Source organism: Pseudomonas sp. LBUM1656 (genome assembly GCF_059716065.1).
This window is the reverse complement of record NZ_CP166800.1, coordinates 646,188-666,734: the sequence shown is the minus strand read 5'-3', so window position 1 is coordinate 666,734 and position 20,547 is coordinate 646,188. Positions and strand designations below refer to the sequence as shown.

Below are 20,547 nucleotides of genomic sequence, written 5' to 3'. Positions count from 1 at the left end.
TAGAAAATATGAATTCACCTCTCCCCACTGCCCTGTTTACCCCGAGCTGGCACGCCGAGCTGGAACTGGCTTACGCCCGTTTCGGCGATAGCACGCGCCCGGTCCAGCGCCGACACAAAGGCCCGCTGCGGGTGCAGAAGCACCTGTATGCCGAAGGGCCCGAGGTGTGCCAACACATCATCGTTCATCCGCCAGGAGGGATTGCCGGCGGGGATCGACTGGATATCTCGGCCAGCGTCGGCACGCACGCCTGGGCGCAAATCACCAGCCCGGGTGCTGCCAAGTGGTATCGCGCAGCGGGGCCCGCCTATCAGCGGCTGGCATTGAAAGTGGCGCCCGGTGCGACACTGGAGTGGCTGCCGCAAGAGACGATTATCTTCAGCAACGCTCAGGCCGAACTCAGCACCTCCATTGATCTGGAGGGCGACGCCCGGTTGTTTTACTGGGACGTTGTAGCACTGGGCCGGCCGGCCAGTGGCGAGCGCTTCGACCTCGGTCATTTTCAGGCGCAACTGGATATCCGCCGTGACGGCCGGTTGCTCTGGCACGAACGCCAGCGCATTGTCGGGGATGACGGCCTGCTCGACTCGCCGATTGGCCTGGATGGGCAACCGGTGTTTGCGACGTTGCTGGTGACGGGGGAGATTGATAGCGAGTTGCTGGAAACCTGTCGTTCGCTGCCCAATGACGTGCGCGGGGATCTTACCCAATTGCCTGGTTTGCTCGTCGCCCGCTGCCTGGCCGGTGAAGCGTTGTTGGCGAGAGGTTGGTTGATAGATTTATGGCGATTGCTCCGGCCTGCGTTACTCGGCCGAGAAGCCGTCCCACCCCGAATATGGAGCACCTGAAATGCAATCCAATGTGGGAGCGAGCCTGCTCGCGATAGCGTCGGCACATTCAACAAATCAGTTGCCAGACACACCGCCATCGCGAGCAGGCTCGCTCCCACAGGGGTTTTGTATTCACAGATCCGATTACTTTTTTATCTGCCCAGATGGATTCCAAACAATGGACCTGACCCCACGCGAAAAAGACAAGCTGCTGATCTTCACCGCTGGCCTCGTGGCCGAGCGGCGTTTGGCGCGCGGCGTGAAACTCAATTACCCGGAAGCCATGGCCTATATTTCCGCAGCGCTGCTCGAAGGCGCGCGTGACGGCCAGACCGTGGCCGACCTGATGCACTTCGGCACCACCCTGCTCAGCCGTGAACAAGTGATGGAAGGCATCCCGGAAATGATCCCGGAGATCCAGGTTGAAGCGACCTTTCCCGACGGCACCAAACTGGTCACCGTTCACCAACCCATCGCCTGAGGACGCGCCATGAGCTATCAAATCCGCGATGCGCTGTACGCCGACCTGCCGGCGATCCGCGACATCTACAACGACGCCGTGCTCAACACAACGGCGATCTGGAACGAGCAGGCCGTGGACCTGGGCAATCGCCAGGCCTGGTTCAGCGCCCGGCAAGCCCAGGGTTATCCGATCCTGGTGATTGTCGACGGTGATAACAGCGTGCTGGGCTACGCTTCATTTGGCGACTGGCGGCCGTTCGACGGATTCCGCCACACCGTCGAGCATTCGGTCTACGTGCGCAGCGACCAGCGTGGCAACGGTCTCGGCCCGCAATTGATGACGGCGCTGATCGAGCGCGCCAAAGGCTGTGACAAACATGTCATGGTCGCGGCCATCGAAAGCGGCAACGCTGCTTCCATTCGTTTGCATGAACGGGCGGGTTTCTTGATCACCGGAGAGATGCCCCAGGTGGGCACAAAATTCGGTCGCTGGCTGGACCTGACCTTCATGCAACTGACCCTCAATCCTGGCGCGGAGCCGCCGCCCGCCAACAAGGAGTAATTGCCGATGAACGCTGCCCAACTGCGCCGCGTCAATGTTGAAAGCTTTGCGCACTATCGTCAGGGGTTGATCGATCTGCTGCTCGACGCCGTCGGCTATGGCGCCAGCGTCGGGTTCATGGCCAATCTGGACGCCGCTGCGGCCCGCGCCTATTTCGATGACGTTCAGGACAACCTGAACAAGGGCAACGTGCTGCTGTGGGTGGTGGTCAAGGACGAGCAAGTGCAGGCCAGCGTGCAGCTGACCCTGTGTCAGAAAGCCAATGGCCTGAACCGTGCCGAAGTGCAGAAGTTGCTGGTGCGCGAACATGCGCGCCGCCGGGGTCTGGGCCAACAGTTGATGAGCGCGCTGGAACAGGCCGCGCTCCAGCACAAGCGCGGCATGCTCTACCTCGACACCGAAGCCGGCTCCCCCGCTGAAGATTTCTACAAAGCCCTGGGTTACACCAAATCAGGTGAAATCCCTGACTACGCCTGCGACCCGAGCGGCCAGTACAAACCGACCGCCCTCTACTACAAGATTCTCCAGGGGGCCCATTGATGATTCCCGGTGAATACCAGATCCAGCCCGGTGACATCGAACTCAATGTGGGCCGCCGCACTGTCAGCCTGAAAGTGGCCAACAGCGGCGACCGTCCGATCCAGGTCGGCTCCCATTACCACTTCTTCGAAACCAACGACGCCCTGACCTTCGACCGCGCGGCCAGTCGCGGCATGCGCCTGAACATCCCCGCCGGCACCGCCGTGCGCTTCGAGCCGGGGCAGAGTCGTGAGGTCGAGTTGGTCGACCTGGCCGGACATCGCCGGGTGTTCGGGTTTGCCGGCAGGATCATGGGTGACCTGTAACAAATGCGGTGTCTGTTCTGGCCCCTTCGCGGGCAAGCCTCGCTCCTACAATTGATCGCATACCCCGTAGGAGCGAGGCTTGCCCGCGATAGCGAGCTATGCGAGCGGTCTTCAACACAATTGAATCTCAAGGCAAGCCCATGAAAATCTCAAGACAAGCCTACGCCGACATGTTCGGCCCCACCGTCGGTGACAAGGTCCGTCTGGCCGATACCGAGCTGTGGATCGAAGTGGAAAAAGACTTCACCACCTACGGCGAAGAAGTGAAATTCGGCGGCGGCAAAGTCATCCGCGACGGCCAGGGCCAGAGCCAGCTGTTGGCCGCCGAAGTCGTCGACACCCTGATCACCAACGCGCTGATCATCGATCACTGGGGCATTGTCAAAGCCGACGTCGGCCTCAAGGACGGCCGCATCGCCGGCATCGGCAAGGCCGGCAACCCGGACGTCCAGCCAAACGTGACTATCGCAATCGGCGCCAGCACCGAAGTCATCGCCGGTGAAGGCATGATCCTCACCGCCGGCGGCATCGACACGCACATCCATTTCATCTGCCCGCAGCAGATCGAAGAAGCGTTGATGAGCGGCGTCACCACCATGATCGGTGGCGGCACCGGTCCGGCCACCGGCACCAACGCCACCACCTGCACCTCCGGGCCGTGGCACCTGGCGCGCATGCTCCAGGCCGCTGACGCGTTCCCGATGAACATCGGCTTCACCGGCAAGGGCAACGCCAGCCTGCCGGAGCCGTTGATCGAGCAGGTCAAGGCCGGCGCCATCGGCCTCAAGCTGCACGAAGACTGGGGCACCACCCCGGCGAGTATCGACAACTGCCTGAACGTCGCCGACCAATACGACGTGCAGGTCGCCATCCACACCGACACCCTCAACGAGTCGGGCTTCGTCGAAACCACCCTCGCCGCTTTCAAGGGCCGCACCATCCACACCTATCACACCGAAGGCGCGGGTGGCGGCCACGCCCCGGACATTATCAAGGCCTGCGGTTTTGCCAACGTGCTGCCGAGCTCGACCAACCCGACCCGGCCGTTCACCCGCAACACCATCGACGAACACCTCGACATGCTGATGGTCTGCCACCACCTGGACCCGAGCATCGCCGAAGATGTGGCCTTCGCCGAAAGCCGCATCCGCCGCGAAACCATCGCCGCCGAAGACATCCTGCACGACCTCGGCGCGTTCTCGATGATCAGCTCCGACAGCCAGGCCATGGGCCGCGTCGGTGAAGTGATCACGCGCACCTGGCAGACCGCCGACAAGATGAAAAAGCAGCGCGGCCCGCTAACCGGTGATGGCGAGGGCAACGACAATTTCCGCGCCAAACGCTACATCGCCAAGTACACGATCAACCCGGCGATCACCCATGGCATCAGCCATGAAGTGGGCTCGGTTGAAGTGGGAAAATGGGCGGATCTGGTGCTCTGGCGGCCGGCGTTTTTTGGCGTCAAACCGACCTTGATCCTCAAGGGCGGCGCCATCGCGGCCAGCCTGATGGGCGATGCCAATGCGTCGATTCCGACACCGCAACCGGTGCATTACCGCCCGATGTTTGCCAGCTACGGCGGCTCGTTGCACGCCACCAGCCTGACCTTCATCAGCCAGGCAGCGCAGGAAGCCGGGTTGCCCGAAGCCTTGGGTTTGAAGAAGAAAATCGCGGTGGTCAAAGGTTGCCGCGACGTGCAGAAAACCGATTTGATCCACAACGACTACCTGCCGACTATCGATGTCGACCCACAGACTTATCAGGTCAAGGCTGACGGTGTTTTGCTGTGGTGTGAGCCAGCGGAGGTGCTGCCGATGGCCCAGCGTTACTTCCTGTTTTGAGCGTTCGACAGGCTTGACAAACCGAATCGAAATCCCAGGGCCTGGCATGCCAGGCCCTGGGAAAACCAGGAGCAATCAGCTATCCGGCTGTACGACAAAGGGGATTTCTACCCTTTGCAGTTTTGCCCGGTCGATTGCCTGCTGTGTAAGGCTTTTGACCAACGCATTCTTTTCTTCATCGATCACATTCAACTCAGCGGCGTATTGCGCATCGGTCATGACCCGTCCCGGCGCAAACTCGCTTTCCGGTTTGTTCAATTCAGCGCCGAGCACCCTGAGCTCTTCCTTCACCTGAGCCTTTTGCTCAAGGGAAAGCGTGGTGTCGGTCGCGCGCTTGTCCAACGCCATGTAGAACTCTGTCGTGGTATCGATCCGGCGCCTGAAGCCTTTGAAAGCACTTCGGTTAGAGCCCTCGACGTAGGATGACCAGAACGGCTGCTCAATCAGTAAATCACAGAGCAGTTCACCTTCCTCCAGGTCCAACACACGTCGGTACGCAGACTCGATCATCTCTGGCGTCACGCCAGCAATCTTTCTGAACTGCATGTTTCGAGACTGCCATGGCAGGTCCAGTCTATCGGCAAGGTCCGTCATGAATGCCAGGTGAACTTCAACTTCATCAATCGTGCCTGTCACCTCGTCCGTGGCATTCACGCGTCTGAATTCCTCGCCCATCGCCTCGCGCTCGGAAATCGTTTTGCGGGCAATTCTGCTCAGTTCATCCAGCCGCGACTTGCCCCGCGCCAACGTCACCAGTTCGGTCTCCACCAGTCCGGGGTTGGCCAGTTCATAAGCCTCATGAATAAGCACCTCCAGCCCCATTGCGTTGAACAGCTGTGCACCGGCATCGACGCACGCCGTGGGCACGGTGGTCATGGTGAAGAGTTTTTGGCGCAGCTCGGTATTCTTGGCCATGGCTTCGAGCATTCGCCAGACCTTGGCGGTCATGTCGACACGGAACGCACGGTCGTGCTGGAAATGCCCCGATTCGGTGAGTTTACGAATCTCATTGAAAAACCCGACCGAACCCATCTCATCTTCGACGCTGTTCCAGACCTCTTGTTTCGCCACCCACTCCGGCCGTGTCATGCCCGTCTCCCAGTCGAGACTGTCGCGCACACCGCGCGGCGGATAGGGTCGATCAGGGTCCATGCCGACGGACTCGGTGTAGTCCCTGAGCGTCTGCAGATTGGCCTCCGCCAACCACCGCGGTTCCCGGTTCAACATTGTGCGCGCCAGCAGTTCTGCCTGGACGGAACCACGGGGTACCGTCGGGATTTGCGTGATTGGGTTGTGCTGCATATCAAGGAAAAAATGCCGGAACCGAGGCTGTGCGAACAAACCATCGGGCCAGGTATGAATACCAGTGTCACTCAGGATCAGGGTATGCAACATCCTCATGCTGCCAATATCCGGGACCCTCCCCAACGGATTACCGAGCAGGTCCAGGATCTGAAGCCGCGTCAGGTTGCGCAGGTCAGCGATCGCCCGTGCATCCAGTACAATCCGGTTTCCTCGCATGTTCAGTTCCGTCAACGCGCGCATTCGGCCAATAGCCCGAGGAAACCGCAAGAGTGCATTGCCCTTGACGTTGAGCGAACGCAAACGGGGGAAATGATCGAGAAAGGACATATGCGCGTCGGTCAATTCGGTCAGGGACAGATTGAGGCGTGTGACATGATCGAAATTACCCTCTAGTGCGGGCACGGTCCCCAGATGACGCCCCAGCGGGAAGTTTTCCAGGTCGAGTACCGCGCCGTGCTGATCGCCGAACGGATCCACATCGCGCAACCCGGTTTGCTGCCAGCACTCCCTGACCGCCTTGTACAAAGCATTTCTGGACTGCCATTCGGCAATGCCGGCTGGCGTGAAGCTGTACGCTTCGGTGGGTGATTTCAACCAACGTTGAAAATTGGCGTTGAGCCGATCGAATTCCGCTTCGAGTGCGCTCGCCCTCTGCTCCAGACTGACTTCGCTGCCACCCGCCTGCAGATAAGCCAGGGCTTCGGCCTCTGTCCATCCGGGGCGCACGACACGGACCCGCTCTTGCGGCGTGATGGGTCCCCTGACTTGACGCACCCCTTGAGGAACCCCGCGCATGCCGCCACGCAGGCGCATCGTGGCGGGATCGAACGCCGGTTTGCGCACGGGGTTGTCCACGAGAAGGGCGCTGAACGTGTCGCGTGGCAACGGCGCTTTTTGAATGGCGTGCTTGAGCGTGGAGCCTTGATTGATTTGATATCCCAGCGCATTTCGTTCAGCGTCAGGCAGGGCATGCAACACCGAAGCGTAAAGAGTGTCGGCGCCGTGCAAATGAAGATCATCGGCATCGCGTGCCTGGTACTGACCGTCCTCGCTGACCAGGATTCTGCGGTGGGCGGCATCTGCCGGGCCGACGCTGTCGCGCAACGGACCGTCGAATGAAGATTCACGGATTTCGATCCGAACGTTTTCGGGCCAGTTGGGCAGTGCTTGCAACGAGCGCAGTGCCAGCCGCTCGGTGTCCGCTCCGTACGCCAAATCGAGGAAGAGCCCTTCATAGGCACGCGCGGCTCGTATCGCCTGCAAGGTGGCTCTCACACGTTCTCTGAGCTGCAACGGAATGCGCGACGGTTCGGTAATGTTGAGCAGGTCTTGCGGTTCGATGTCTGCCAGCAACTCCCGCGCCACCGCAGTGGGGAGTTCGCCGAAGGCGTCCTGGAGCACCAGCACTTGCGGGTTACTGGTCTGTTGCATACGACGATTCAGCGCGTCAAACAGAGGCCCACGCCTATTGCCGGCTCGCTCGGCAAGCTGGTTTTTCAAGGCATCGATTCGGATTTGCTCGTCAGTGGAAATGCCTTGCCCGAGCATCGCATGGATGTCGGTCTCGTTCACAAACTTCACGGCAAGCTTCGGCAGTTTCCCTGCACGGACCTCGGCACGGCTTATCTTCAGTGTGTCGGCCGGCAAGGCATCGACGTTGCCAAACTTTATGGAGCGCCCTCCGTGCCCGGCACCGTCAATAAGCTCGATGCTTTTTAGCTCAGGCCATCTCGGCAGTTCAACCAGCAACCGGGGCACCTGCTCGACGAACGCTTGCGGAACCTCATTGAGCCTTATCTGCCCGGGCAGCTTCTGCACATCAGCCCAGCTCCTGAAGCGCTCGATGGTGTTGGTCAGCAACGCTGGCGCCGGATCGCTGACGACATGCAACCTGCGCAATTCCTCCTCTTCTATTCCACTGACGAGACGAATCTGCTCCAGCGTGTTTTCAGAGAAACCCTCGACTGTCGGCCCCATGCGCCGCATGAGTGTGGTTTTGTCCCACTCGAGCGGGCGGTCGAGTTCTGTCTTCCAGATGCCGGCACCGTTGTGCTCCAGCTTCGGTTGATACGCCTGTGGCCGGTTTGGGTGACGCAAGCGCGGCTGGCCGGTGCCTGGATCGTTGATCACTTCGAAGTGTTTGCTTTCATGCCTGAGGATGTCTTTTTCGCTATGCCGGTACATACCCAGTTCGTTTGACTTCGCCTCATTGGGCAGCACGATGTCATGGGCGTAGGGCGAAAGGTCCGGGTTCCACAGGCGCGTCTTGCCATCAGCCAGCTCGACTTTTTTCAACTGGTCGATAAAAGCCGATGGTTTGACAGTCGCAGCTGCACCAGAGGGTAAGACATGCCCGGCGGCCATAATGGCCAGCTGCGCAAAATTGATCATGACACCGGTGAGATGGGCCGCCGCCTCTTCCTTGTCGCCCTTGCTCCAGTCTTCGATGCCTTCCATGGTTTCGAAGAGCATCTGCCCGACCATGATGGCCAGCATCGCTTCGCCCAGGTAGGGAACCAACATGGCCCCAAAGTTGAACACGTTCCAGCCGATGTTCAGATAGCTGCTCAAGCGATTCCAGCGGGTGGTGGCGTCTTCATCGTCGGTCGGCACGGCGATTTGCCGCGCATCTGCAATCGCTTTCGCCCTGCGCCACAGACCCATTTGCGGCCAGAGATCATCAGGGATGATATTGGTGACAGGCTCTGGATCGGGATTCTCGACTGCGGTTTCCCGCCACCACGGCCCCATGCTCAGGGGTTCACGCTGTTGCCAGGTGAACGTCGAGAGACGCTCGCGAACTCGGGCAAAAAACTTGCCCTTGTCTTTTTGCGCCACGAAACGGCTGAAAAACTCTTGATAGCTCGGCGAGCGCAACTGGCTCGTCAGTTCCTTCATGAAATCAGTGAAGGACTCGTACTCTTTGAAGGGATGCTCGGGATCATCCGGGACATACGCAATCAACGTCCCGTCGAGACGGCTTTGTTGATAAACATCATCTCTTTGCAACATGGCGTCGACGAGACCGCTGGGGCCATTGGCAAAAAACGCCTCGAGCAACTTGAACTGTTCAAACTCCTGTCCCGGGAGCAGGGTCAGACGGCGTGACCAATCCAGCATCGTTCGTTGATGCTGCGGAATCAGCGCGTCGTAAGTTCTTTTGATTTTTGAAGGGTCCGCCACCGCACTGAACAACACAATCCCGGACAACCTGAAACCCATGAGCGAAAGCCGATGGTATTGCAAGGGACGACGCCCCATCAAAATGCCTGGTTCATTGTCACGAATCTGCCGAAGCTTCCCGTAGCCATAGGACGTGATGTCTTTTTTCAGATACGCGATCAGCGCCGATTCGTTGAAAGCGGCTTTTTCACTGGCCGTGCATTGCCGCATAACTGTCGCTTTGGCCGCGACCTCTTCGGGGGCCAGTAATGCCTTGATGTGCGTCTGATATTGCGCACCGATATCGAGGGTCCGGCACAGGGCAGCAAATCGTTCGACCGTCAGTGCCTGCCGCTGAAGTTCGTTTTCGTCATCCCTGATGAAGATGCCCGATCCATCGCGAAATGCGCCCGCCTGCGTTTCGGGCGCCTCGAAATTGTGCAGCGCCGCTTCCAGCAATGAGGATTGTCTGAGCCGACTGGCATTGGTATCGATGCCGATAGCCAGTTTGGCAGGGATGTACAGTCGAATCAGCGTCGCATTGACGTCCAGTTCCAGATTCAATTGTTCTTTTAATGCCTGAACCAGCAGGGGTTTGGCAAAGGCATGAATGTCCTGCTGCACGTTCTCCAGCGTCTCGTCCAATGGACCCTGGAGGCGCCAATGCTCGTCGATCAACTCCTTGAGGTACTGGCGATCCATGGCCCTTGCATTCAAATACCATTCAGGAAATTCCGGTCTCGAATGGGCAAGTGAAACAAGGCGTGAGGCGGGTGCATCTTTGATCGGCGAGGGCAGTTTGCTCAGAAGATAATCACGATAGACATCGGGTTCTCCCTCTTCTCCTGCGTACCCGGTCGTTATCTGCAACAACGGAGTGCCCGAAAGTTCGCTCATTTCGCAAATCCTTATGCGATGAAAGGAACGCCCAGACTATTGATTGGCGACAAAAACAAAAGCGCAAAAAACAGCTCAGAAATCAGTAATACATCACAATCGCATCGGATTTCAGAATGCAAAAAACAAGTAATTACCACCCGAACGCCGCCGAAAAGAGCCTCCCGCGTAATGGTAGTTTTTAGCCAGTAACAAAGAGGCTAAGATGCGCCAGACTTCCCCTCAGGACTCCGGCCATGCGCCTACCCGAATTCATCAGGCAACACGTGGACCGTATCGTCGATGAATGGGAGCAGTTCGCCAGCACCATCACGCCGGCGGCCGAGCACATGGACAGGGTCGCCTTGCGCGATCACGCCAAGGCCATTTTGTTGGCCGCGGCACGCGACATGACCTCGGCGCAAACCTCCAGGGAGCAGATGGCCAAGGCCAAGGGTGAGGGCCCGGAAAAAACCCCGAGCCTGGATGAGGCTGCCGCCAGCCATGGCGAACTGCGGCATACCGTGGGGTTTGATCTGGTGCAGATGACGTCGGAGTTCCGTCATCTGCGGGCGTGCGTCATCCGTTTGTGGGTCGCCAGCCTGGAGTCGCCGGACCTGGCCTATTTCCAGGACATGATCCGTTTCAACGAAGCCATTGACCAAGCACTCGCCGAATCCACCGCCGCCTACGCCGAACAGGTCAATCGTTCGCGGGATATCTTTCTGGCGATCCTCGGGCATGACCTGCGGGCACCTTTGCAAGCGGTGAGCATGTCCACCGAATTGCTGATGCGCAAAGTAACGCTTGATGGCGATGCACTGGCCTGCGCGATCAATATCAAGCATGGCGCGCGGCACATGGCGGTGATGGTCAGCGATTTGCTGGAGTTGGTGCGCAGTCGACTGGGTAAAAGCCTGCCGATCGAACCGGCACCCATGGTCCTGGCCGATGCCGTCCATGCGGCGATTGCCGAAGCCTGCGCCGGTAATCCGGAGTGCAATCCGACGATCGACGTAGTGGGAGACACCCGAGGTGTCTGGGACGCCGGGCGGGTTGGCCAACTGCTGCAGAATCTGATCGGCAACGCGTTGCAGCATGGTTTGAACAAACGTGACGTAACAGTGACCCTGACAGGCGAGCCAGACACGGTTCGCCTCACGGTGCATAACTACGGCGTGCCGATTTCCGAGGACGCGATCGGCACGATTTTCGATCCGCTGGTGCGCAGCGCCGACGAAGAACTCGGCCAGCCTTCCACCAGCCTTGGCCTGGGGTTGTTTATCGTCAAGGAAGTGGTAGACGCGCACGGCGGGACGATTGAGGTCAGCTCCAGCGAGGCTGGTGGCACGTTGTTTACCGTGGTGTTGCCCCGGAAGATGTAAAGCAAGGAAACCGAGTCATCGTTCATCGCGAGCAGGCTCACTCCCACATTGGATCAGGTTCTTCCAGAAAGAATACGGTCGATTGTGGGAGTGAGCCTGCTCGCGATAGCGTCCGAACAGGCACTGCAGAAACATCAGAACACTTACTCGACCACCAACCGCCCCAACCGCTGCTTGAGCATGCGATTCTCGGCCCGCAGCTGCTGGACCTCTTCAAGCAGGTCCAGCGCCAGGGCGACGCCTTCCCATTCCAGCTCCAGGTCGCGCCGCAGCTTGGCGGCGCGCTTGGCCAGGGCCAATTCATAATCGTTGAAACGCCAATCCTTGGGCTGCTTGCCCTGAGGTTCGAGGATGCCGTGTTCGACGATTTCGATCACGTAGACGTCCGACAGGTCGGTCGCCTCACAGAATTCTGCCATGTCCAGTTGAACGATCAGGGGGTTGCTCATGATGGGCTACTCCGTCTCTTGGATCAGAAGTTTTCTCTCGGGTTGAACGCTGCTTTTTCTGCCAACTGCTGCCACAGCGCCTTGACCTCATCGCTCGAGGTTTTAGGCATGACCGCCTTGAGTTGCACAAACAGGAAACCGCGCTCGCCCGCCTTGTTCAGCAGACCGTGCCCCTTGGCGCGCATGCGCTGGCCGTTCTGGCTGCCGGCCGGCACCTTGAGGTTGATCTTGCCTGTCAGTGTAGGCACTGCCACTTCGGCCCCCAGCGCCAATTCCCACGGCGCCAGCGGCAAGGTAATGATCAGGTTCTCGCCTTCGACGTCGAATTTTGGGTGCGGCGCAAAACGAATGATCAGGAACAGGTCGCCATTGGCGCCGCCACCGGTGCCCGGTGCACCCTGACCCTTGAGGCGGATGCGCTCGCCGTCGGCCACGCCGGCCGGGATCTTCACGTTCAGGCTTTTACTGGTGTTGCTGACATGCTGGCCTGCAGCGTTGTACTGCGGCACCTGGAAGGTGACCTTCTTCGATTCGTTCGAGAGGGTTTCTTCCAGGAAAATCCCGAGTTCCATTTCCACGTCTTGCCCTCGACGCCCGGCGCTGCGGCCCGACTGCCCACCACCAAAACCAGGACCACGGTTGCCGAAGATCGAACTGAAAAAGTCCGAGAAATCGCCCGTGTCCTGACCGCCACCACCGAAACCACCGCCCCCACGCCCCTGCCAGCCCGGCGGGCCCTGGAATGGCTGGCCGTGCTGGCCATACTTGCGCAAGTCGTCGTATTCGGCGCGCTTGTCGGCGCTTTTCAGCGCTTCATAGGCTTCCGAGGCGTCCTTGAACTTGGACTCGGCATCCTTTTCCTTGCTGACGTCGGGGTGATACTTGCGCGCCAGTTTGCGATAGGCGGCCTTGATCGTCTTATCGTCCGCGGTCGGTTCCACACCGAGTATCTTGTAATAGTCTTTGAAGTCCATCTAAGGATCACCATCCGTTATCGATATCGCGCCACCACCGGCAGCATGCGCTTATTGGCAGCCGCGAGGTTGACCGATCTCAAGGTTGTGACCGGGCAGCGCATCAGAAGTTTATCGGCAGCAGCAGGCGGTTCTTTCGACCGTCCCGGGGCTGCCAGGTGCAATGCAGACAAGTTTGGGGCATCTCGCCATCTTTACAAGGCGCCAATCACCGAGATTTAGCGGATAGTCGGCCTTCGAATATTCGCCGCACTGACATACACTGCGCGGCCGTTTTTTAACCGGAACTCGAAAGACATGAAAAACGCATCTCCAGCCCGTGCCTGTGGTATCGACTTCGGCACGTCCAACTCCACCGTCGGCTGGCTGCGCCCCGGCATGGAAACGCTGATCGCGCTGGAGGACGACAAGATCACCCTGCCCTCGGTGGTCTTCTTCAACATGGAAGAACGCCGCCCGGTGTACGGCCGGCTGGCGCTGCACGAGTACCTGGAAGGCTATGAAGGCCGGCTGATGCGCTCGCTCAAGAGCCTGCTGGGTTCCAAGCTGATCAAGCACGACACCAGCGTCCTCGGCACGGCGATGCCGTTCAAGGACCTGCTCGGCTTGTTCATCGGCCAGCTGAAGAAGCGCGCCGAGACTGCCGCCGGTCGGGAGTTCGATGAAGTGGTGCTGGGTCGTCCAGTGTTCTTCGTCGACGACGATGAAATGGCCGACCAGGAAGCCGAGAACACCCTGGTGGACGTGGCGCGCGCCATTGGCTTCAAGGATGTGTCGTTCCAGTACGAACCGATTGCGGCGGCATTCGACTACGAGTCGACCATCGAAAAAGAAGAGCTGGTGCTGATCGTCGACATCGGCGGTGGTACGTCCGACTTCTCGCTGGTGCGCCTTTCCCCGGAGCGCCGCGCCCACGACAACCGTCACGATGACATCCTCGCCACCGGCGGCGTGCACATCGGCGGGACCGATTTCGACAAGCAGCTGAGCCTGCAAGGCCTGATGCCGCTGTTCGGCTACGGCAGCCGCATGAAGAGCGGCGCCTACATGCCGACCAGTCACCACATGAACCTGGCGACCTGGCACACCATCAACTCGGTGTACTCGCAGAAGTCGACCCTGGCGCTGGGCAGCATGCGTTACGACATCGAAGACACGGGCGGCATCGACCGCCTGTTCAAGCTGATCGACCAGCGCGCCGGTCACTGGCTGGCCATGGAAGTGGAAGAAACCAAGATCCAGCTGACCCACGCCGACAGCCGCCACGTGCCGCTGGACCGCATCGAGCCGGGCTTGAGCGTGGAGCTGAGCCGGGCGCTGTTCGAATCGGCGATCGACAATTTGCTGGAGCGCGTACGCAACAGCGTCACGCAATTGCTGGACGATGCCAACGTGCGAGTCGATCAGGTCGACACGGTGTTCTTCACTGGTGGTTCGAGCGGGATTCCTGCACTGCGCAACAGCGTGTCGGCGATGTTGCCGAATGCGCGGCATGTGGAAGGGAACATCTTTGGCAGCATCGGCAGCGGGTTGGCGATCGAGGCGATGAAGCGTTACGGCACAATGGATTGATCTGAGACCGAGTTGCGCCCTTCGCGGGCAAGCCACGCTCCCACAAGTTTTGTGTCGCAACTATTTTCGGCGAACGACACAGAACCTGTGGGAGCGTGGCTGCCCGCGAAGGCGTCAGATCAGGCAATACACATCTACCGAATCAAACCATCCCCACCTGCTTCAACTCGCTCTTCAGGTACGCGTAATAAATCGGCCCCGCCACCACCCCCGGCAGGCCGAACGCGGCCTCGAACACCAGCATTGCCAGCAGCAACTCCCACGACTTGGCACTGATCTGCCCGCCGACAATGCGCGCGTTGAGGAAGTATTCGAGCTTGTGGATAACAATCAGGTAACCCAGCGCCGCCACGGCCACCCAGATCGACAGCGACAGGCCGACGATGGTGATCAGGGTGTTCGATATCAGGTTGCCGATCACCGGCAGCAGCCCTAGCAGGAACGTCAGCACGATCAGGGTTTTGGTCAGCGGCAGCTTGATGCCGAACATCGGCAGGACCACCGCCAGGAAAATCCCGGTGAAGAAGGTGTTGAGCAGGGAAATCTTGATCTGGGCGAACACGATGTTGCGAAACGCCTGGACCAGCAGGTGCAAGCGGTCGAACAGCGCGGCGGCCAATGGCTTGCGCTTGGTCAAGTCCGGCACGCGCTGCAAGGCAATGATCGCCCCCAGCACCATGCCGATCAGCAGCGTCACAAACATGTGCGCCGCGTCCTTGCCCACCAGTTGCAAGTCGCTGAGGTGCTTGCTCATCCACTCGCCAATCGCCACGCGAAATTCGGCGGCACTGGCGGGCAGATAGGCGTCGATGAACGGCGGCAGTTGCCCGCGCGCGCGGTCAACCACGAGCATGAATTTGTCGAGGGACGCTCCGGGGTTTTCCGCCTCGTGCAGCAGAAAACTGATGGCTCCGGCAAAGATCAGCGTCAACACGCTGACCACTAACGTTCCCAACAACGCCACCGCCAGCCAGCGCGCGCGCCGGCCTTCGATCAACCGCTGCAATTGCGGGGTGAGCATGTTGACCAGTTCGAACACCAGCAACCCGGCCAGCAGGCTGGGCAGCAATCGCAACGGGATCACCAGCAGCAAACCACCAAAGATGATGACCCAACTGATCAGCAGCAAAACTTGGCGTTGAGAAAACGTTGGCATACAGCCTCAAAACGAACGGCGTAAAAGGATTGGCAGTCTGCCAGCGTTCGGAGGCCAGCACTAGGGATTGTGTAGGTCGACCTTAGTGGGACTTTTCTTGTCCTTTCCGGCCTCATTGCGGGCAAGCCCGCTCCCAAAGGGATATCTGGGGCCTGCACATTCTTAGTTCAACATCGAAACCTGTGGGAGCGGACTTGCCCGCGATGAGGCCAGCCCGGTCACTGCAAGTATCCACCCCCAAACAAATGTCTATTTTTTCTTCAGGCAATCACTCATGAAGGCTTTACGCGCATCGCCCTTCAGCGCCTGGGTGGCAGCGGTGGCGTTGCAGGTTTTCATCTTCTCTTGCTGAGGGGTCAGGGTCTTGCCGTCATTGGCGGCCGGTGCCGCTTTGAGACAGGTACTCATGAAGGCTTTGCGCTCGTCGCCCTTGAGGCTTTTCGCAGTAGCGTCAGCGTTGCAGGTGGTCATCTTGTTCTGTTGCTCAGTGGCGGCGAAGCCCTGGGCGCAAAGCATCAAACCGATCATCAACAAAGGGACACGCAACATCTTCATGGAGTTTTCTCCTTGTTGCCGCACCGAGGGGTGCGGCCTCATTCTGGAGTGTAGACAACCCCTGTTACACCTTCATCCACCGACGCATCAGATTGCCCTCAATCGGTATCCGCCTCCTCGTCCAGGAGATCCTTGAACGCCTCCCGGTATCGATCGTATGCATCAATCCGGTTTTCAATGACCGATGCGGGCATCCGCTCGAACGAAACCGGCGTGCCGCCCTCGACAGCGTATGTTTGGCCAGTCTCACCCAACGACGTCCATTGCGCGTATGCCGCTGCCTCCTTCTTATACAGCTTGTCGATTTTTATCTGCCGGTACGTGTTCGCCTCGGAAACCGCAGGCAATGCCGCCGGGCCTGGCGGTACTTCACTGATAAAGCTGTAATCGGTCACGGCTGGTCCGGGTGGCAGTGTCATCAAAGGCGATCTGTCAAACTGGAAGTAGCCATTGCTGGCCAGGTGCGCAGCGGGAAATTCCGGCCAGGAGTCAGCAACGACCAGTCCATTGAGATTGTTCAAATCATCACCAATCACCACATATTGATGATCAAAATCGGAGACTTTGACGATATGAATGCTGGACGTCCGGGTTTGGTTGGCGAGGATCGAAAACGTTACCTTCGAGTTCTCAGAGCAGGTGCCACCCTTGATTTCGATGGCTTTGCGAGCGGCTTCGGCAGTGGTCAGTTTTGCGGTGAACCCGCCGTCCTCCAGATCCAGCCCTCGGAGACCTTTTATTTTCGCGATTGCCGAACCGCCCTTTTCCCACATGCTCGGCAACTGATTACCCGACAACGGCAGGAGTTCCTTGGCTCGATAGATCGCTTCCTGTGCCATTTTCAAGTTGGCCATGGTTTGAGCCGAAACCTGAATCGGCTCTTCGGTCGTGGCTACGGGCCGGGACAACAACTCTCCATAACTACTGATATCGGCCAACTCCGGACTTAACGTTACCGCGTTATCCCGGACTGAGCGTAACAGCGCCTGGTATTCAATTGCGCGTCCGGTCTGTTCCAGATTCCGCGCATTCATGCCGAGTTTTCGTTCTGACTCCGTGAGCGGCACCACGCCTTCTTCCGTAAACAGTCGTCCGGTTAATAAGTCAAACTGCTCAGGCAGCATCAGCTTCTGCAAATCAGGCAAAGCTTCAATGCTTTGAATAATTTCCTGACCGGGCCCGGCCTCGCCGGTAGCATTGGCGGCGTCCAGTGCATCCAACAGATCGTAGAAGTAATCCTGCGCAAAGCTCTCATGCATCAGTCTCAGGCCACGCAGATAATCGAATTGCTTGAACTCTGAAACAGAAGGATGGAACGCTAACTTGACCAGATCGCTGTACTGGCTGCCGATTCCTTCCAAGTCTGCACGCTCGCTGCCAGCGTTCGGCGCACCGCCGCGCAGGCGCATGAATCGAGGATCGTAAGTGACGCGGTCCAGGACCGGGAGATCGTCCAGCACCTTCAGCAGCTGATAGGGCTTCAATGCGTTTTCCCGCAGGGCCAGCTTCAGTTTTGGCCCTTGGCCGATATGGATGTTCAGCGCGTCGCGCTCGGCATCCGGCAATGCCTGCAACATAGAGGAAAACAAATCCATGCCCGAATGCAGGCCGTTACCCTCTTCGTCATAAGCGACGAACGTCGAATCCTGAAGCTCGACGAGTGTGCGCTGAATCCCTGCGTCGCTCTTGCCGATGCTGTCGAGCAGGCGACCACCGTACTCGAACCGCCGGACTTCAATGCGTACATCGGGATTCCAGCCGCGAAGATTCTCAAGCGAGTGCAGCGCCAGTCTGTCCATATCGGAACTCTCGACCGAGTCCAGGTAAAAACCCTCATAAGCGCGACTGATCCGCACGTCTCGAAGGCCCCAGCTCGCGAGGTTTTCCAGCCTCTTGGGTAACTGACCGCGCTCAATCGCCTGGACTTCCGAAGGTGTGGCGATTGACAGCAACTCACGGGCGACAGTGCCAGGAAGGCCCGGAACTTTGGCCTGGATCGTTTTTGCGTTGCCTAGGGTGGCGGCATCGATACGACGATAACGCGCTTCGAACAACGATGTGCGCTTGCTCTTGGCCAGTTTCGTCAATTCTGCCCGAAGATTCTTGGCGTTCAGTTCGGGCGTGCTCAGTTCGATGCCAAACTCGACAGTCAACAAGGTTTTCAGCTGCGCGTCATCAAGGTGCGATAACAGCATCTTGACCAGATCGACGTCGGTCAGACGATTGCTGTTTATCCGGACACGTCGCCCGCCCGCGCGACCAATGACTCGAAGTACTTCGCCACTGGCGTTTGCCAGTTCAATCGCCGTGCCGGGCCACACACCGTCGAGCAGCTGAAACTGCATGTCGGGATCGGCACTTGAATAGTCGCGCACCTGTTCGCTGCCCAGTTGCTCGATGAAGGTCTGAATGTCGCGGTCGATGCGGAACCGGGTCACGGTATCGCTGAGTAAAGGCAGGGGCCGTTCATTGTCGGCATACATCCGGCGGATCGCGTTGGCGTCGGTCTGGCTGACCGCCCGGATGTCCCCGTAGGACTCGGCCAGTTCGTCCATGTCCGGAGAGAGTCGCGCCATCAAAGTCGTGTCATCCCATGTGTGAGGCTGCTCGCCTTCAATCTTAAATGCACCTTCGCCGTTGCTGTCCACCACGGGTTGATAGGCGTCGAGACGGGTCGGATGTTTAACCCTGTGTTTGCCGGTCTGCCGATCTTTCGTGAGTTCGAAGTGTTTGGTGTCCAGTTTGAGAATCGGCTTGCCCTCATGCTGGTGCAGCCAGTTTTCATCAGGCTTTGAATCTGCAGCCAGGATCAGGTTTTGTTTCTCGTAGGGTTCGAGGTCCTGGCTCCACAGGCGTTTGGCGCCGTTGGGGAGGGTGACCGGTTTTGTCGACTCGATGAACGATGAAAGTATGGGCAGTACAACCTCGCTGCCGATTTTCATGCCGCCGGCGAATGCCACTAACTGGATCACGCTTTCGAAGAAACCAATGATGTGCTCGGCCCCTTCCAGATAAAGACCTTCAGCCAGATCCACGATGCCTTCGATGACCTCGCTGACCAACTGATAAACCATGTAACCCATCATTACCTCACCCACAAAGGGTATGAACGGCCCCACCACCATCAACGCGGCATTGAAGATATCGGAAAGCATTTTTTCCAGATTGTCGAACCACGCCCAGCGTTCCATGCGATCGGCATCTTGCGTCGAGATGACCATCTCCCGGGCATCGTTGAGGATTTTGTTTTGCTGTTGCTGATAGAGATATAACCAAGGGTCGCCAATAAAGCGTGTATCGATGTCGTTCTCGAATCGAATGTGGTCGAATTGCAGGCGCGGATTCTCCACGGGCGTTTCGCGCCATACCGGCTGATCGACACCCGGGACTTTGTCGTGCTGGGTTATTTCCACCAGTGCAGCGTTGAGCGCCGCAAAGAAGTGTCCTCGTTTCTGATGGTCGACAAAGCGGCTGAAGAACTGCTGATAGCTCGTTGCGGAATCAGCTGGGTCCTTTGCGGTGTCACGTAACTGGCGAGTGAGCTCGCGGGCGAACTCGGCCTTTGAAGCGTACTCTTTCAGCGGATGTTCCGGATCGTGCGGTACATAGGCAATGACTCGCCGGGCAGCGGCGTCGTGAAGATAAAGATCAGGCGCTATCAGCACGATCCCTCTCAACTGAACATCAAGCATTTTCAGCTGATAGTAACGAACAGGAAGACCATCCATCGTCGACTCTTTGGAATCCTTTAGCAGACCTTTTATCGCCAGAAAGCCATCATCCGAGATATCTTTTTTCAGCTTGGCCAGATACAGGGCTGCATTCAGAGCAGCTTTTTGGCTTCTGGTAACTTTGCGTTGCAACATGCCACGCGCCACCCCATCGACAGGACGCACATAGTTCTCAAGATAGGCCTTATATCGGGCGCCGATGTCCAGGCTGCGACATAGCACCTTGAACTGTTCAATACTCATTTTGTTGCGGACATCGGTTATTTCGAATCGGTTCGATTTATCGGGTCGGGTAATGAACTGCGAATCGGACGTTAATACTTCTTTCTCGGAAAAATTATGCAATGCCGCATCAAGCAGCGATACAACACGGGAGACCACCCCGCTATTGAAATTCATCGCCCAAGGAGATAAGTGAACTGGAGAAAACAACTGCAAAAAAGTTTCTTTTACATCGACATCAACGCCATATTGATTCTTCAGCGCCTGACGGAGCAGAGGCTCGGCAAAGGCGTACACATCTTGCGCTTCGCGCAGTATGTGGTCGACATCATTTTGCGCGCGCCAACTTTCCTCGATGGCACTTTTGAAAAGCCCATACTCAATCGGCGAGGCTGTCTTAGCCCATTCCGGAAGTGGGGCAATGGCGCCTTTTAATGCACTTATTCTGTGCAGCGAAGCCTGGTTGATCCACTCTGGAATAGCGCTTTTTATAAAATCGTGGTGAACGCTTTTTTCTTGCACTGCGGATATCAGCACTTCACGGATCGGAATGACAGTGGCCACATTTACACTCTGCATAAGTAAGTTGAACAGGAACAGCTTATGCAACCAGCGTACAA

14 protein-coding genes are annotated in these 20,547 nt (G+C 58.2%); 8 read left to right on the top strand and 6 right to left on the bottom strand.

Annotated elements, in window-relative coordinates:
* Positions 1-8 precede the first annotated feature (8 nt).
* From ACA072_RS02945 to ureC, 6 genes are all read left to right on the top strand, one after another.
* Positions 9-848: an urease accessory protein UreD gene (locus ACA072_RS02945; RefSeq protein ID WP_497623001.1), complete on the top strand. Its 840-nt coding sequence runs from the start codon at positions 9-11 to the stop codon at positions 846-848.
* Positions 849-1,008: 160 nt separating this feature from the next.
* Positions 1,009-1,311 (top strand): urease subunit gamma, encoded by a 303-nt coding sequence (locus tag ACA072_RS02940; protein WP_128874348.1) that lies wholly within the window; start codon positions 1,009-1,011, stop codon positions 1,309-1,311.
* 9 nt (positions 1,312-1,320) lie between these two features.
* Complete coding sequence (locus ACA072_RS02935; protein WP_497622998.1) at positions 1,321-1,854, top strand: GNAT family N-acetyltransferase; 534 nt, start codon at positions 1,321-1,323, stop codon at positions 1,852-1,854.
* Positions 1,855-1,860: 6 nt separating this feature from the next.
* A complete protein-coding gene (locus ACA072_RS02930) occupies positions 1,861-2,394 on the top strand; it encodes a GNAT family N-acetyltransferase (protein ID WP_462028770.1) in 534 nt (177 codons plus the stop codon).
* On the top strand, positions 2,394-2,699 hold the full coding sequence (locus ACA072_RS02925) for an urease subunit beta (RefSeq protein WP_008146494.1): 306 nt from the start codon (positions 2,394-2,396) through the stop codon (positions 2,697-2,699). The genes ACA072_RS02930 and ACA072_RS02925 overlap by 1 nt, the downstream gene beginning before the upstream one ends.
* Positions 2,700-2,839: 140 nt before the next feature.
* Positions 2,840-4,540, top strand: a complete 1,701-nt coding sequence (gene ureC / locus ACA072_RS02920) for an urease subunit alpha (RefSeq protein ID WP_497622996.1) — start codon at positions 2,840-2,842, stop codon at positions 4,538-4,540.
* A 75-nt stretch (positions 4,541-4,615) separates the two neighbouring features.
* On the opposite strand, the gene ACA072_RS02915 is transcribed toward ureC, so the two are convergent.
* Positions 4,616-9,904, bottom strand: a complete 5,289-nt coding sequence (locus ACA072_RS02915) for an NEL-type E3 ubiquitin ligase domain-containing protein (RefSeq protein WP_497622994.1) — start codon at positions 9,902-9,904, stop codon at positions 4,616-4,618.
* A 236-nt stretch (positions 9,905-10,140) separates the two neighbouring features.
* Here ACA072_RS02915 and ACA072_RS02910 point away from each other — a divergent pair, with 236 nt between their 5' ends.
* Positions 10,141-11,268, top strand: a complete 1,128-nt coding sequence (locus ACA072_RS02910; protein ID WP_497622992.1) for a sensor histidine kinase — start codon at positions 10,141-10,143, stop codon at positions 11,266-11,268.
* A gap of 143 nt (positions 11,269-11,411) precedes the next feature.
* Here ACA072_RS02910 and ACA072_RS02905 read toward each other — a convergent pair whose 3' ends face one another.
* Both ACA072_RS02905 and ACA072_RS02900 read right to left on the bottom strand, forming a co-directional pair.
* The gene (locus tag ACA072_RS02905) at positions 11,412-11,717 is read right to left on the bottom strand and encodes a chaperone modulator CbpM (RefSeq protein WP_109627747.1); all 306 of its coding nucleotides are present in this window, start codon (positions 11,715-11,717) and stop codon (positions 11,412-11,414) included.
* Between the two features lie 23 nt (positions 11,718-11,740).
* Positions 11,741-12,691, bottom strand: a complete 951-nt coding sequence (locus ACA072_RS02900) for a DnaJ C-terminal domain-containing protein (RefSeq protein ID WP_497622990.1) — start codon at positions 12,689-12,691, stop codon at positions 11,741-11,743.
* Between the two features lie 297 nt (positions 12,692-12,988).
* Between ACA072_RS02900 and ACA072_RS02895 the strand changes: the two genes are divergently transcribed.
* Positions 12,989-14,263, top strand: coding sequence for an Hsp70 family protein (locus tag ACA072_RS02895; RefSeq protein WP_497622988.1), 1,275 nt, complete (start codon positions 12,989-12,991; stop codon positions 14,261-14,263).
* Positions 14,264-14,405: 142 nt separating this feature from the next.
* On the opposite strand, the gene ACA072_RS02890 is transcribed toward ACA072_RS02895, so the two are convergent.
* The 3 genes from ACA072_RS02890 to ACA072_RS02880 all read right to left on the bottom strand — a co-directional run bounded on the left by ACA072_RS02890 (position 14,406) and on the right by ACA072_RS02880 (position 20,491).
* Positions 14,406-15,419 carry an AI-2E family transporter gene (locus ACA072_RS02890; RefSeq protein WP_497622986.1) on the bottom strand — a complete coding sequence of 338 codons (1,014 nt, stop codon included), beginning with the start codon at positions 15,417-15,419 and terminating at the stop codon, positions 14,406-14,408.
* 249 nt (positions 15,420-15,668) lie between these two features.
* Positions 15,669-15,974, bottom strand: a complete 306-nt coding sequence (locus tag ACA072_RS02885; RefSeq protein ID WP_497622984.1) for a PsiF family protein — start codon at positions 15,972-15,974, stop codon at positions 15,669-15,671.
* Positions 15,975-16,072: 98 nt separating this feature from the next.
* On the bottom strand, positions 16,073-20,491 hold the full coding sequence (locus tag ACA072_RS02880; protein WP_497622982.1) for a dermonecrotic toxin domain-containing protein: 4,419 nt from the start codon (positions 20,489-20,491) through the stop codon (positions 16,073-16,075).
* Positions 20,492-20,547: the final 56 nt, after the last annotated feature.